Origin of the sequence: Bradyrhizobium sp. Ec3.3, assembly GCF_000472925.1 — a bacterium.
Classification (GTDB): Bacteria; Pseudomonadota; Alphaproteobacteria; order Rhizobiales; family Xanthobacteraceae; genus Bradyrhizobium.
In genome coordinates this window covers 1-14,211 of record NZ_AXAS01000035.1, presented here as the reverse complement: position 1 = coordinate 14,211, position 14,211 = coordinate 1, and the positions used below count along the sequence as shown (strand labels likewise).

12 protein-coding genes are annotated in these 14,211 nt (G+C 63.7%); 7 read left to right on the top strand and 5 right to left on the bottom strand.

Annotated features, from left to right (window positions below; all coding sequences use genetic code 11):
* Positions 1-52: 52 nt before the first annotated feature.
* From YUU_RS0128780 to YUU_RS0128760, 5 genes are all read right to left on the bottom strand, one after another.
* Positions 53-1,042: an ABC transporter ATP-binding protein gene (locus YUU_RS0128780; RefSeq protein WP_027525487.1), complete on the bottom strand. Its 990-nt coding sequence runs from the start codon at positions 1,040-1,042 to the stop codon at positions 53-55.
* Positions 1,039-2,025, bottom strand: a complete 987-nt coding sequence (locus tag YUU_RS0128775) for an ABC transporter ATP-binding protein (protein WP_027525486.1) — start codon at positions 2,023-2,025, stop codon at positions 1,039-1,041. The genes YUU_RS0128780 and YUU_RS0128775 overlap by 4 nt, the downstream gene beginning before the upstream one ends.
* 13 nt (positions 2,026-2,038) lie before the next feature.
* Positions 2,039-3,010 (bottom strand): ABC transporter permease, encoded by a 972-nt coding sequence (locus tag YUU_RS0128770; RefSeq protein WP_027525485.1) that lies wholly within the window; start codon positions 3,008-3,010, stop codon positions 2,039-2,041.
* Between the two features lies 1 nt (position 3,011).
* Entirely contained in the window at positions 3,012-3,992 is a 981-nt protein-coding gene (locus YUU_RS0128765) for an ABC transporter permease (RefSeq protein ID WP_027525484.1), read from the bottom strand.
* A gap of 100 nt (positions 3,993-4,092) precedes the next feature.
* On the bottom strand, positions 4,093-5,694 hold the full coding sequence (locus tag YUU_RS0128760) for an ABC transporter substrate-binding protein (RefSeq protein ID WP_027525483.1): 1,602 nt from the start codon (positions 5,692-5,694) through the stop codon (positions 4,093-4,095).
* A gap of 306 nt (positions 5,695-6,000) precedes the next feature.
* On the opposite strand from YUU_RS0128760, the gene YUU_RS0128755 reads away from it, so the two are divergent.
* From YUU_RS0128755 to YUU_RS52040, 7 genes are all read left to right on the top strand, one after another.
* Complete coding sequence (locus YUU_RS0128755; RefSeq protein WP_027525482.1) at positions 6,001-6,258, top strand: DUF6489 family protein; 258 nt, start codon at positions 6,001-6,003, stop codon at positions 6,256-6,258.
* Complete coding sequence (locus tag YUU_RS0128750) at positions 6,258-7,058, top strand: triacylglycerol lipase (RefSeq protein ID WP_027525481.1); 801 nt, start codon at positions 6,258-6,260, stop codon at positions 7,056-7,058. Before YUU_RS0128755 ends, YUU_RS0128750 begins: the two co-directional genes overlap by 1 nt.
* A gap of 47 nt (positions 7,059-7,105) precedes the next feature.
* Complete coding sequence (locus YUU_RS0128745; protein WP_027525480.1) at positions 7,106-8,656, top strand: wax ester/triacylglycerol synthase family O-acyltransferase; 1,551 nt, start codon at positions 7,106-7,108, stop codon at positions 8,654-8,656.
* A gap of 23 nt (positions 8,657-8,679) precedes the next feature.
* Positions 8,680-9,675: an alpha/beta fold hydrolase gene (locus YUU_RS0128740; protein ID WP_027525479.1), complete on the top strand. Its 996-nt coding sequence runs from the start codon at positions 8,680-8,682 to the stop codon at positions 9,673-9,675.
* A gap of 138 nt (positions 9,676-9,813) precedes the next feature.
* Positions 9,814-13,050 carry a bifunctional cytochrome P450/NADPH--P450 reductase gene (locus YUU_RS0128735; protein WP_027525478.1) on the top strand — a complete coding sequence of 1,079 codons (3,237 nt, stop codon included), beginning with the start codon at positions 9,814-9,816 and terminating at the stop codon, positions 13,048-13,050.
* A 130-nt stretch (positions 13,051-13,180) separates the two neighbouring features.
* Entirely contained in the window at positions 13,181-13,855 is a 675-nt protein-coding gene (locus tag YUU_RS0128730; RefSeq protein WP_027525477.1) for a spermidine synthase, read from the top strand.
* A gap of 197 nt (positions 13,856-14,052) precedes the next feature.
* A partial coding sequence (locus tag YUU_RS52040; RefSeq protein ID WP_245288120.1) for a transposase occupies positions 14,053-14,211 on the top strand: 159 nt, incomplete at its 3' end.

Sequence of the window (14,211 nt, the reverse complement as noted above, 5' to 3'; positions counted from 1 at the left end):
GATCACAGGCAAGACCCGCTGCCAATTGCGCGGGCAGCATGGCACGCGCGCGTCACGCCGGTACCGGCGCGGAGTTGACGGCGTGGCAGGCGACGCCGTCAATCAGTTGCGGCGTCTCCTTTCGGCAGAGATCGAAGGCGAGGGGGCAGCGCGGATTGAACGCGCATCCCGGCGGCGGATCGATCGGGTTCGGGATCTCGCCTTTGACCGGAATACGCTGACGGCCGGACATCGCCAGATCCGGCACCGCGCCGAGCAGCATCTTGGTGTAGGGCATGCGCGGGCGCGCAAACAGCTCACGGCCTTCGGCGATCTCGACGATGCGGCCGAGATACATCACGCCGACGCGGCTCGCCATGTGGCGGACGACCGCAAGGTTGTGGCTGATGAACATGTAGGTGAGGCCGAACTTGTCCTGGAGGTCGCGCATCAGATTGAGGATCTGCGCCTGCACGGACACGTCGAGCGCCGAGGTCGGCTCGTCGCAGACGATAAACTCGGCGTCGGACGCCAGCGCGCGCGCGATCGCGATGCGTTGGCGCTGTCCGCCGGAGAATTCATGCGGATATTTCAGCCGGTCGTCGGGATGCAGCCCCACCAGGCTCAACAATTCGCCGACGCGGGCCTGGATGTCGCGCTCGCCCTGGATCAGGTCGAAGGCGCGGATCGGCTCGGCGATGATGGCGTCGACCCGGAAACGCGGATTGAGACTCGCATAGGGGTCCTGGAAGATCATCTGGATGCGGCGGCGCAGGCGGCGGCGCGCCGGCGCCTGCTTCGGATCAGTCATCGAGACGCCATCGATCTGGACCTGGCCCGAGCTCGGCGGCAGCAGCCCGACGATCATTCGTGCGACCGTCGTCTTGCCCGAGCCTGATTCTCCGACCAGCGCAAAAGTCTCGCCCTTGTTGATGTCGAAGGTGACGCCGTCGACGGCCTTGAGATATTCGAGATGGCCGCCTTCGAGCACCCGGTTCAGCCACGGTTTCGAGACGTCGAAGACGCGGCGCAGATTTTTGGCCTGGACGAAGGGCGCGCTCATGCTGCGCTCTCCGCAGGAACGCTGTCATAGAGGTGGCAGGCGACAGATTGCGCGCCTTGGACCAGCGGCTCGGGCCGGTCGACCCGGCAGCGGTCGAACGCAAAGGCGCAGCGCGGATTGAACGAACAGCCGCGCGGGATCGCCGACAGGCGCGGCATGGAGCCGGGGATCTGCACCAGGCGCTTGTCCTCGCCGGCGAGCGTCGGGATCGCACCCATCAGGCCCTTGGCGTAGGGGTGCAGCGGGTTCTTCACGACGTCCTGCACCGGGCCGATCTCGGCGACGCGGCCGGCATACATCACCGCGACGCGGTCGGAGGTCTCAGCGATCACCCCCATGTCGTGGGTCACCAGCATCACCGCGGTGCCGTGGTCACGCCCGAGCCGCTTGATCAGCGAGATGATCTGCGCCTGCACGGAGACGTCGAGCGCGGTGGTCGGCTCGTCCGCGATGATCAGCTCCGGCTCGGCGCAGATCGCGAGCGCAATCACCACGCGCTGGCGCATGCCGCCGGAGAATTCATGCGGGTAGCCGTCGATGCGCTTCTCCGGCGCGGGGATGCCGACCTCGGCGAGAAGATCGATGGCGCGGCGGCGCGCGGCCTGCTCGGACAGGTTCAGATGCGTGCGGATCGTCTCCACGATCTGGTCACCGATCTTGTAGAGCGGGTTCAGCGAGGTCAGCGGATCCTGGAAGATCATGCCGATCCGCTTGCCCCGGACGCGGCGCATCTCCTCCGGCGGCAGATTGTCGATGCGCGTGCCGGCGAGGTGGATCTCGCCGCCGGAAATACCGCCGGGCGGGTCGATCAGGCCGATCACCGAGAGCCCGGTGACCGACTTGCCGGCGCCGGACTCGCCGACTACGCCCAGCACCTCGCCCTTGGCGATATCGAAGGAGACGCCGTCGATCGCGCGCAGCGTGCCGCGACGGGAGGCGAACTCCACCTGAAGGTTACGCACGGAGAGAACTGTTTCGGTCATGAACGAGGTGGACTCACCTGAGCTTTGGATTGAGCGCGTCGCGCAGCCAGTCGCCGAGCAGGTTGATGGAGAGAATCAGCGCAGCGAGCGCGAGGCCGGGGAAGGCGACGATCCACCATTCGCCTGCGAACAGATAGTTATTGCCGATGCGGATCAGCGTGCCGAGCGAAGGCATGGTTTCGGGCATGCCCGAGCCGAGGAACGACAGCGTCGCCTCGGTGATGATGGCGAGCGCCAGGTTGATGGTGGCAATCACAAGGATCGGCCCCATCGTGTTCGGCAGCACATGGCGCAGCATGATCACGGGCGCGGGCAGGCCGATCAGCTGCGCGGCGGCAACATAGTCCTTGTTCTTCTCGACCATCACCGAGCCACGCACGGTGCGGGCATATTGCACCCAGAAGCTCAGGCCGATCGCGAGCACGAGCACGCCGAGCATGCTCATCTCATCCAGCTTGTTGCCGAGCACCGACTTGGCGATGCCGTTGATCAGAAGCGCGATCAGGATTGCGGGGAAGGAGAGCTGCACGTCGGCCACGCGCATGATCAGGCCGTCGACGGCGCCGCCGAAATAGCCCGCGGTCAGGCCGAGCAGGATGCCGAGCGCGCCGGACAAGACGACGCCGAGAACGCCGACGAGGAGCGAGATCCGCAGGCCGTAGAGGATCGCGGAGAGCACGTCGCGGCCCTGCTCGTCGGTGCCGAGCAGGAACGGGCTCTGGCCATCGGCGGTCCACAGCGGCGAGATGCGCGAGTTCATCAACTGGAGCTGCGCTGGGTCGAAGGGATTTTGCACGGAGAGGAGCGAAGCGAAGATCGCGAGCAGGAAGAACAGCAGCGTCACCGCCGCCGCGATCATCGTGATCCTGGAGCGGCGGAACGAATAGAACAGGTCGCTGTCGAGCGCGCGCTTGAACCAGCCCGTCTGCGCCGCGCCGCGCGCGACGGGCTCTTCCGCCTTGTGCTGAACGACGGCCTCACTCATCTCAATGTGCCCGGCTGACCGTCGAGCGCAGGCGCGGATCGACGATGGTATAGAGGATGTCGACGACGAGATTGATGGTGACGAAAATCAGGGACACCATCATCAAATAGGCCGCCATGATCGGGATATCGACGTTCTGCACGGCCTGCACGAACAGGAGGCCCATGCCGGGCCATTGGAATACGGTCTCGGTGATGATCGCGAATGCAATTACCGAGCCAAATTGCAGGCCGGCCACCGTGATAACGGGAATCAGCGTGTTGCGCAGCGCGTGCCCGAAATGGATTGCCCGTGTCGTCAGCCCACGGGCGCGGGCAAAGCGGATATAGTCGGTGCGCATCACCTCCAGCATCTCGGCACGCACCAGCCGCATGATCAGCGTCAACTGGAACAGGCCGAGCGTGATCGAGGGCATGATGAGCGCCTTCAATCCGGAGAGCGTGAGCAGCCCCGTGGTCCACCAGCCGATACGCACGACCTCGCCGCGGCCGAACGAGGGCAGCCAGCCCAGCGTCACCGAGAACAGGTAGATCAGCAGGATGCCGATCAGGAAGGTCGGCAGCGAGATGCCGATCAGCGAGACCGCCTGGAATGCGTGAGCCAGCAAGGAGTCGCGGCGGAGCGCCGAATAGACCCCCATCAGGATGCCGCCGACCATCGCGAAGATGGTGGCGCAGATCGCGAGCTCCAGCGTCGCCGGCATCCGCTCCATCAACAGGTTCGTGACCGGAAGGCGGAACTGGTAGGAGATGCCGAACTTGAACTGCGCGGCATTGGCGACGTAGCGGCCGAACTGCACGATCACGGGATCGTCGAGGCCAAGCGATTGGCGGATCGCGGCGCGTTCGGCACCGGAGGTGTCGATCGACACCATCTGGTTCACGGGATCCCCGGCGAAGCGGAACATCGAAAACGCAATGATGCCTACGGCGATCATGACGCCGACGGCCTGGATTGCCCTGCGAAGCGTGAAAGCGAGCATTTGGTACCTTCACGTCTCTTCAGCGGTGCGCATCATTGCGTGACCCTAAACGGCAAGTCCCGGAAGCCGAGGCTTCCGGGACTTCACAACTCGTCGACACTTACTCTTCCTGCTTGGTGGCCCAGTAGAGCAGGACCTGGTTGTCCGCGCGCTGAACCAGCTTCACTTTCTTGGATACGCCCCAGGCCAGCGCCTGCTGATGCAGCGGGATGTAGGCGTAGTCCTTGTTGGCGATCTCGAAGGCCTGCTTGATCAGCAGATTGCGCTTGGTCACGTCGGGCTCTACCAGAATCTTGTCCGTAAGCTCGTCGAGCTGCTTGTTGCAGTAACCGCCGAGATTGGCTTCGCCGCGGTTGGGATCCTTCGGATCGTCACGACAGCCCATGATGTCGTGCAGCACGTTCTGAGAGTCCATCGTTGCCGGCGTCCAGCCCAGGAGGAAGAACGAGGTCTTGTAGCCGCCGGGCTTCAGCACCTTGGCAAAATACTGCGCCTTGGGCTGCGCCAGCAGGCTCACCTTGACGCCGATGCGGGCGAGCATGCCGACGACAGCCTGGCAGATTGCGGCGTCATTAACGTAGCGATCGTTCGGGCAGTCCATCGTGACCTCGAAGCCGTCGGGATAGCCGGCCTCGGTCAAGAGCTTCTTGGCGCCATCGAGATCGAATTTCGGCCGGGTGAACTCCTTCGACAGCGGGTAGAGCTCCGGGGCGACCATCAGGGCGGATGGCGTCGAGAGCCCACGCATGACGCGATTCTTGATCAGCTCGACGTCGATCGCCTTGTAGAAGGCCTCGCGGACGCGGATGTCCTTGAACGGGTTCTTGCCCTTGACGTTCGAGAACAGGAGCTCGTCGCGCGACTCGTCCATGCCGATGAAGATCGTGCGCAGTTCCGGCCCGGAGAGCACCGTCGCATTGGGGCTCGCATTGACGCGCTGGATGTCCTGGATCGGAACCGGCTCGATGACATCGACCTCGCCCGACAACAGCGCCGCGACGCGCGTCGCGTCCGAGGCGATCGGCGTAAAGATGATCTCCTTGAGATTGTGTTCCGGCTTCTTCCAGTAGTTCGGATTAGCCTTGAACACGGTCTTCACGCCGGGCTGATGGCTCTCGATCGTGAAGGGGCCGGTGCCATTCTCATGCAACGAGGCGTAGCTCGGGGTCGTGGCGGCGACCGGCGTCGGTGCCACCGCATTGTTCGCCTCAGCCCATTTCTTGTCCATGATGTACCAGACGTCCCACTGCCCGTGGAGGATGGGGTTGGGCGAACTGAGGACGAAATCGACGGTGTAGTCGTCGACCTTGACGACTTTGGCGTCGGCGGGGAGACGGTTCTGCAGGTTCGAACCCTGGGCGCGCACGCGTTCGGCCGAGAACACCACGTCGTCGGCGGTGAACGGGTCGCCATTGTGGAATTTCACGCCCTTGCGCAGGTGAAAGCGCCACCGGGTCGGCTCCGGTATTTCCCAGCTTTCGGCCAGGGCCGGGATGATCTTCAGGTCCTTGTCCCGCTCGACAAGGCCCTCATAGACGTGGCCGAGATGGGCGTGGGTAGTACTTTCATTGAGCGTGTAGGGGTCGAGCGATTTGAGCTCGCCTTGGTTGGCGTAGCGCAGCGTCTGGCTCATGGCCGGTGAGACCGCCAACGCAAGCGCTGAGGCAAGCGTCATCGCTAAAAGACCCTGACGTACCGACATTCTTGACCCTCTCCACTCCGCCGTGCCGTGATTTTTGATTGTTCGGCCGGCTCATGATTCCATGTTGCCCAGAGTTTTTGCACCGTGCAAGCGCCATTCCAGCAAGGAACGCGCCAACTTCCGCCGCTGTGCAGCAATGCTGACCGATAGTCCGACAGATCGCCCGCCCGCGACATTCGACTTTTGATTGACCATATTGACCGAATGCGGGAGAGGCCATGTGGCGCCCGCATCAGGTCGCTTGCGTCGTACCACAACTCGCGGTGATACTGCGGCAAGGCCGCCCGAATCCGATCAGGAGGGGACATGAAGGTTAACATCGAAATCGACTGCACCCCCCTGGAGGCTCGCCAGTTCTTCGGATTGCCCGACGTGGCGCCGATGCAGACGGCGGTGATGGACAAGTTGCAGCAGCAGGTGCTGAGCAACATCGAGAAGATCTCGCCGGAATCGCTGATCCAGAGCTGGTTCACCTTCGATCCGAAGATCGCCGAGCAGTTTCAGAACATGTTCGTGACGATGGCCGGTCTCGGCGGACCGCGCAGCGGCGACAAGAAGAAGTAATGAGGCTCGGACAGGATGGAGCGGAGGCGTCGTCCCGGCTTCGTCCGCCGGGCCTTGGTCTCCTGCTCGCGGAAGCGCGCGGCCTGTTCGAATTCAACGCCAGCCTCCTGTTGTCGCCGCTTCTGATGCGGGCGCCGAGGGGCGACGGCCATCCGGTGCTGGCGCTGCCCGGCTTTCTCGCCAGCGACCTGTCGATGGCGCCGATGCGCCGCTATCTGCACGAGCTCGGCTATGACGCCCAGGCCTGGCGGATGGGCCGCAATCTCGGCGGGCTGGCGCGCGTTCGCGACGCGCTGCGTGTCCGTCTGGCGGAAATTCATGCCGCGACCGGGCGCAAGGTGAGCCTGGTCGGATGGAGCCTCGGCGGCGTCTATGCCCGCGACCTCGCGCTCCAGGCGCCCGACATGGTGCGCTATGTCGTCACGCTCGGGAGCCCTTTCGCCGACGATGTGCGGGCGACCAATGCGACGCGGCTCTATGAGACGCTGTCGGGCGAACGGGTCGAGGATTTTTCCGAGCTGCGCGAGGCCATCGCCGGCGACCTCCCGGTGCCGAGCAGCTCGATCTTTTCGCGCAGCGACGGGATCGTGCACTGGCGTACCTGCCAGTGTCGGCCTTGCGAGCGTGCCGAGAACATCGAGGTCTATTTCGCGAGCCATATCGGGCTCGGGGTCAACGCCGCAGCGCTCTGGGCCGTGGCCGATCGGCTGGCGCAACCGGAAGGGGAGTTCTGGCCATTCGACCGGGCGGGCCCGTTTGCCATTGCATATGCCCCGCCGGACCCTACAGTAGCGGCCTGACAAGAAGCGCCGGTAAGGCGCCTGTCCAAGATGAGTCGGAGGGAACTATGGGTGACGGTAAGAAGCTGTCGTCGCTGGACGCGTCGTTTCTCTATCTCGAAACGCCGGAAATGCCGATGCATGTCGGCAGCATGGCGATCTTTCGCCTGCCTGACGACTACAAGGGCGACTTCTTCGAAGACTTCAAGGCGATGATCGCCTCGCGGTTGCACATCGCGCCGATCCTGAAAGCGCGCCTCGAAAAGGCGCCGCTCGACATCGACCATCCCTCCTGGGTCGAGGACGACCAGTTCGACATCGACCGTCACATTTTCCGCGCCAGCCTGCCCGCGCCGCGCGACCGCGCGACGCTGGAGCGCATCGTCGGCTGGATGCATGCCAAGCTGTTGAACCGCGCCCGTCCGCTCTGGGAGTTCTACGTGTTCGAGGGCATGAAGGACAACGAGGTCGGCCTTTATTCCAAGATGCACCATGCCGCGATCGACGGCGGCGCCGGCGCTGCCTTGACCAACATGATCTACGACATCTCGCCGGTCCCGCGGACGGTCGATCCGCCGGTGGCCGGCGCGAAGCCGGGCCAGGAGCCGCGCGACATCGCCGCCAATCTGCTCGATTCCTACCAGCAGCTCTTCACCCAGCCACTTGAGGCTTCGCAAGCCGCCAAGAACCTGCAGTTGCCGCGCACGGGCAAGAGCGATATCGGCTCGATCCTGTTCGACAATGCGATGTACCAGATCGAAAGCGCGGTGCGCTTTGCCGGCAACATCCCGACCGTGCTCAAGAGCGTCTCCGACGTGCTCGGCAAGATCTCCGATCCGAACTCGCGCGAGAGCCTTGCCAGCATGGTGTCGCCGCCGACCATGTTGAACAAGTCGATCTCCTCCGAGCGCAGCTTTGCCGGCGTCTCGATCCCGCTGTCGCGGGCGAAGGCGCTCGCCAAGCAGGCCGGCGGCAAGCTCAACGATGTCGTGCTCGCGCTCGCCTCCGGCGTAGTGCGGCGCTATCTCCAGCAATACGGCACACTGCCCGCGAAATCGCTCACTGCAGCGGTACCGATCTCGCTCCGCGAGGAGGGCAACACCGAGGCCAACAACCAAGTGTTCGGCATGATCTGCTCGATCGCCACCAATGTCGACGATCCCAAGGGACGGCTGGAGGCGATCATCGCGCAGTCGACCAAGGCCAAGGAGATGTCGCATCCGCTGCGTGCGCTGATGCCGCAGGTCTCCAACATCTCGATGCTGGGCGCACCGATGATGGTGCAGATCCTGGCGCTGCTCTACAGCCGCTCGAACCTGTCGGACGTGCTGCCGCCGGCGGCCAACATCACCGTCTCCAACGTGCCCGGGCCGCGGCAAACACTTTATGCCGCGGGTGCCGAGCTGCTGCATATCTATCCGGTGTCGATCTCCACCCACGGCCAGGCGCTCAACATCACCGTGCAGAGCTATCGCGACCAGCTCGATTTCGGCTTCATCGTCGGCGCCAACATCATCCCGCATGTGCAGGTGATGTGCGACATGCTGCCGGAGGAGTTCGCCGCGCTGGAAGCGGCCTACGCCCCGCCAGCGACCGACATCAAGGGCGCCGCTGAGTAGGAAAGTTTGCCAGGAATCCAATGATGATTGAAATGCCGCCGCTCAAGTTCGTGCAGACGAACGGAATTCGCATGGGCTATTACGAGGCGGGCCCGAAGAGCGACAAGCCACCGATGGTGCTGTGCCATGGCTGGCCGGAGCTCGCCTTCTCCTGGCGTCACCAGATCAAGGCGCTGAGCGAGGCCGGCATCCGCGTGATCGCGCCGGACCAGCGCGGTTATGGCGCGACCGATCGGCCGGAGCTGGTCGAGGACTACGACATGGAACATCTGACTGGCGATCTCGTCGGTCTGCTCGACCATCTCGAGATCGACAAGGCGATCTTCGTCGGCCACGACTGGGGCGGCTTCATCGTCTGGCAGATGCCGCTGCGCCACCTTTCGCGCGTCGCCGGCGTCGTCGGCGTGAACACGCCGCATTGGGACCGAGCGCCGGCCGATCCGATCGAGCTGTTCCGCAAGCGGTTCGGCGATCAGATGTACATCGTGCAGTTCCAAGACCCCGCGCGCGAGCCGGACAGGATTTTTGGCAGCCGTGTCGAAGAGACCTTCGATGCCTTCATGCGCAAGCCGGCAGCGCGTCCTCCTGGCGCGCTAGCGGAGGAGCCGATCGCGGGCGTCGGGGCTTCAGCCCGGATCAATCTGGCATTTCCGCAGATGATTGCGAATTACGATGCCAGGCATGATCCGCGCACGCCGATCCTGTCGGCGGAGGAGAAGAAGGTATTCGTCGACACCTTCACCGAGACCGGCTTCACCGGCGGCATCAACTGGTACCGCAACTTCACCCGCAACTGGCAGAATTCGAAGGGGCTGGATCATCACGTGCGCGTGCCGTCGCTGATGATCATGGCCGAGAACGACGCTGTGCTGCCACCGTCCGCCGCCGACGGCATGGAAAAGCTGGTGCCGGATCTGGAGAAATATCTGGTCAGAGATAGCGGCCATTGGACGCAGCAGGAAAAGCCGCAAGAGGTCAGCGCCAAGCTGATCGAATGGCGTAGAAGGCGGTTTGGCTAAGCCGTCGTTGCGGGTCCGTCATTGCGAGGAGCGAAGCGACGAAGCAATCCAGATCTGTCACCGTGGATGCATTTCTGGATTGCTTCGCTTCGCTCGCAATGACGACGTTGAATACCGAGGCAGGGGGTAAACGCGTCAATGTCATCCAAGAACCGTCTGGACCCGATCCCGCAGCCGCCGACCAAGCCGGTGGTCGGCAACATGCTGTCGCTGGATCCGGCCGCGCCCGTGCAGCACCTGACGCGTCTCGCCAAGGAGCTCGGCCCGATCTTCTGGCTCGACATGATGGGGTCGCCGATCGTCTTCGTCTCCGGCCATGATCTCGTCGACGAGCTCTCCGACGAGAAGCGCTTCGACAAGGTGGTGCGCGGCGCGCTGCGCCGGGTGCGCGCCGTCGGTGGCGATGGCCTCTTCACGGCCGATACCAACGAACCGAACTGGAGCAAGGCCCACAACATCCTGCTCCAGCCCTTCGGCAACCGCGCCATGCAATCCTATCACCCGAGCATGGTCGATATCGCCGAACAGCTCGTCAAGAAATGGGAGCGGCTCAACGCCGACGACGAGATCGACGTCGTCCACGACATGACTGCGCTGACGCTTGATACGATCGGTCTCTGCGGCTTCGACTACCGCTTCAATTCCTTCTACCGGCGCGACTATCATCCCTTCGTCGAGTCGCTGGTGCGCTCGCTCGAAACCATCATGATGACTCGCGGCCTGCCGTTCGAGCAGCTCTGGATGCAGAAGCGGCGGAAGACACTCGCCGAAGACGTCGCCTTCATGAACAAGATGGTCGACGAGATCATCGCCGAGCGGCGCAAGAGTGCGGAAGGCTCGGACGACAAGAAGGACATGCTCGCGGCCATGATGACCGGCGTCGATCGTACCACCGGCGAGCAGCTCGACGACGTCAACATCCGCTACCAGATCAACACGTTCCTGATCGCAGGCCACGAGACTACCAGCGGCCTTCTGTCCTACACGATCTATGCGTTGCTCAAGCATCCGGACATTCTCAAGAAGGCCTATGACGAGGTCGATCGCGTCTTCGGTCCTGACGCCAATGCCAAGCCGACCTATCAGCAGGTAACGCAGCTCACCTACATCACGCAGGTCCTGAAGGAGGCGCTGCGGCTGTGGCCGCCAGCGCCTGCCTATGGCATCTCGCCGCTGAAGGACGAGACCATCGGCGGCGGCAAGTACAAGCTGAAGAAGGGCACCTTCACCACGATCCTGGTGACGGCGCTGCAGCGCGATTCCAGCATCTGGGGACCCAACCCCGATGCCTTTGATCCCGAGAACTTTAGCCGCGAGGCGGAGGCCAGGCGCCCCGTCAATGCCTGGAAGCCGTTCGGCAACGGCCAGCGCGCCTGCATCGGTCGCGGCTTTGCCATGCACGAGGCCGCGCTTGCGCTCGGCATGATCCTCCAGCGCTTCCGTCTGATCGACCACCAGCGCTACCAGATGCACCTGAAGGAAACGCTGACCATCAAGCCGGAAGGATTCAAGATCAGGGTCCGTCCGCGCGCCGATCGCGAGCGCGGCGCCTATTCCGGCCCTGCGACTGCGACCACGAGTGTCGGCGCGGCTGCGCCACGCGCCACCACGCGGCCCGGGCACAATACGCCGCTGCTGGTGCTGTATGGCTCCAATCTCGGCACCGCCGAGGAACTGGCAGCGCGCGTTGCCGATCTTGCACAAGTCAACGGCTTTGCCAGCAAGCTTGCGTCGCTGGACGAGTACGCCGGCAAGCTGCCGGAGGAGGGCGGTGTGCTGATCTTCTGCGCCTCCTACAACGGCGCGCCGCCGGACAATGCCACGCAGTTCGTCAAATGGCTCCATGGCGACATGCCGAAGGACGCGCTCTCAAGATTGCGCTACGCCGTGTTCGGTTGCGGCAACAGCGACTGGGCCGCCACCTATCAATCCGTACCGCGCTTCATCGACGAGCAGCTTTCGGCTCATGGCGCGCGCAGCCTCTATGCGCGCGGCGAGGGCGATGCGCGGAGCGATCTCGACGGCCAGTTCGAAAAATGGTTCGCCGCCGCGGCGCCCGCGGCCGTGAAGGAGTGGGGGCTGACGGCGGATTTCAGCCGCAACGCCGACGACGAGCCGCTCTACAAGGTCGAGCCCGTCGCACCCGGCGCCGTCAACGCGATCGCCGCGCTCGGCGGCATGGCGGCGATGAAGGTGCTGGTCAATGACGAGCTCCAGAGCAAGAGCGGTCCCAACCCGTCCGAGCGCTCGACGCGTCATATCGAGGTGCAGTTGCCGCAAGGCGTGAGCTACCGCGTCGGCGACCATCTCAGCGTGGTCCCGCGCAACGATCCGGCGCTGGTCGATGCCGTGGCGCGCCGCTTCGGCTTCCTGCCGGTCGACCAGATCAAGCTGGCGGTGGCCGAAGGCCGCCGCGCGCAATTGCCGGTCGGCGAGAGCGTGTCGGTCGGTCAGCTCCTCACCGATTTCGTCGAGCTCCAGCAGGTCGCGACGCGCAAGCAGATCCAGATTATGTCGGAACACACGCGCTGTCCGGTGACCAAGCCCAAGCTGCTTGCCCTCGTCGGCGACGACGCGGAGGCTGGCGAGCGCTACCGCACCGAGATCCTGGCGAAGCGCAAATCGGTATTCGATCTTCTGGTCGAGTATCCGGCCTGCGAGCTGCCGTTCCACGCCTATCTCGAAATGCTCTCGCTGCTGGCGCCGCGCTATTACTCGATCTCGTCTTCGCCGTCGGTCGATCCCGCAAGATGCAGCGTCACCGTCGGTGTGGTCGGCGGGCCGGCCGCATCGGGCCGCGGCATCTACAAGGGCATCTGCTCGAACTATCTCAGCGATCGTCGCGCTGGCGATACGATCTACGCCATGGTGCGTGAGACCAAGGCCGGCTTCCGCCTGCCGGATGATTCTTCGGTGCCGATCGTCATGATCGGCCCCGGCACGGGCCTTGCGCCATTCCGCGGCTTCCTCCAGGAGCGCGCCGCACGGAAAGCCAAGGGTGCGGCGCTGGGGCCGGCAATGCTGTTCTTCGGCTGCCGCCACCCCGACCAGGATTTTCTTTATGCCGATGAATTGAAGGCATTGTCGGTGAGCGGTGTCACCGAGCTGTTCACTGCATTCTCGCGTGCCGAGGGACCGAAGACCTATGTGCAGCACCTGCTGGCCGCGCAGAAGGACAAGGTCTGGGGCCTGATCGAGCAGGGCGCGATCATTTATGTCTGTGGCGACGGCGGCAAGATGGAGCCCGACGTGAAGGCGGCGCTGGTGGCCATCTATCGCGAGAAGAGCGGCAGCGATGCCGCCGCCGGCGCGGGCTGGATCGAGGAGCTGGGCGCAAAGAACCGCTACGTGCTCGACGTCTGGGCGGGCGGGTAGCCGCCGAATGTGGATTGTAGGGTGGGTTAGCGAAGCGTAACCCACCGCTTCTCTCGACGCGGACAGCCAAGAGGTGGGTTACGCCTTCGGCTAACCACCCTACGATTCTCGATCGTGCTAAAGCTCTCGTATGATCCCCTGGGAAAAAATCGATACCACTCGGATCCCCGGCTCCGATGGCGAGCTTCGCCTGATGCGCCGCGGCAAAGAGTTTTCCATAATGCTCGGCACCAATGAGCTGATGAACAGCCGCCTGTCGGGCTCCGAGGCCGCACTCGCGACGCTTGTGGCCAAACAGATCGAGAAGGTCGCCCAACCCGTCGTCCTCATCGGCGGATTGGGCATGGGCTTTACGCTGCGTGCGGCGCTCGCCGTGCTCGGAAGCAAGGCGCAGATCATGGTGGCCGAACTGGTCCCTGCCGTGGTGACATGGGCACGAGGTCCGATGGCCGAGATTTTCGGCGACAGTCTCAGCGATCCCCGCGTCGATATACGTGAGATGGATGTTGGGCAGTTGATCGAAAGACATCCGCTCAGGTTCGATGCGATCCTGCTCGACGTTGACAATGGTCCGGAAGGCCTCACCCGCAAAGCCAACGACACGTTGTACGATGACGCTGGGTTGAGAATAGCTCACACGGCGTTGCGGCACGGTGGGGTGCTCGCAGTCTGGTCGTCGGGGCCGCACCCGAAATTTTCACGCCGCCTTCGGACCGCCGGCTTCGAGGTTAACGAGGTCAACGTCCGCGCCACCGGAAGAGGTGGTGGCGCGCGCCATGTGATCTGGATGGCGAGGAAGAGCTAGAGCATGATCCGGAAAAGTGTGAAGCGGTTTTCCCCCGCGACAAACGCGGAACGCGTTTGTGCAGAGATCATGCTCAAACAATAACCTAAAGCGCGATGACGATTCATCCCAATCTCATCGCGCTTTAGGTGGTGTGGACTCTAAGGATTCCCTTTTGAGAGCAAATCAGATTCAAGGCTTCTTTTTGGGAGCCGGCCTTGGGTGTGATGGATCGTTTGGTGCTGAGCGACGCGGCCTGGGAGCGCATGGCACCGCTCATCATAGGTCGACCTGACCAGAAAGGTTCGACCGGACGCGACAACCGGATGTTCGTGGAAGGGGTACTTTGGATCGTTCGTACGGGCTCTCCCTGGCGT

Bases quoted from the DNA above. Each gene is read 5' to 3' on its own strand.
- YUU_RS0128765 (WP_027525484.1), bottom strand. From the start codon at position 3,992: ATGCTCGCTTTCACGCTTCGCAGGGCAATCCAGGCCGTCGGCGTCATG.
- YUU_RS0128735 (WP_027525478.1), top strand. From the start codon at position 9,814: ATGTCATCCAAGAACCGTCTGGACCCGATCCCGCAGCCGCCGACCAAG.
- YUU_RS0128730 (WP_027525477.1), top strand. From the start codon at position 13,181: ATGATCCCCTGGGAAAAAATCGATACCACTCGGATCCCCGGCTCCGAT.
- YUU_RS0128780 (WP_027525487.1), bottom strand. From the start codon at position 1,042: ATGAGCGCGCCCTTCGTCCAGGCCAAAAATCTGCGCCGCGTCTTCGAC.
- YUU_RS0128740 (WP_027525479.1), top strand. From the start codon at position 8,680: ATGATTGAAATGCCGCCGCTCAAGTTCGTGCAGACGAACGGAATTCGC.
- YUU_RS0128760 (WP_027525483.1), bottom strand. From the start codon at position 5,694: ATGTCGGTACGTCAGGGTCTTTTAGCGATGACGCTTGCCTCAGCGCTT.
- YUU_RS0128745 (WP_027525480.1), top strand. From the start codon at position 7,106: ATGGGTGACGGTAAGAAGCTGTCGTCGCTGGACGCGTCGTTTCTCTAT.
- YUU_RS0128755 (WP_027525482.1), top strand. From the start codon at position 6,001: ATGAAGGTTAACATCGAAATCGACTGCACCCCCCTGGAGGCTCGCCAG.
- YUU_RS0128750 (WP_027525481.1), top strand. From the start codon at position 6,258: ATGAGGCTCGGACAGGATGGAGCGGAGGCGTCGTCCCGGCTTCGTCCG.
- YUU_RS0128770 (WP_027525485.1), bottom strand. From the start codon at position 3,010: ATGAGTGAGGCCGTCGTTCAGCACAAGGCGGAAGAGCCCGTCGCGCGC.
- YUU_RS0128775 (WP_027525486.1), bottom strand. From the start codon at position 2,025: ATGACCGAAACAGTTCTCTCCGTGCGTAACCTTCAGGTGGAGTTCGCC.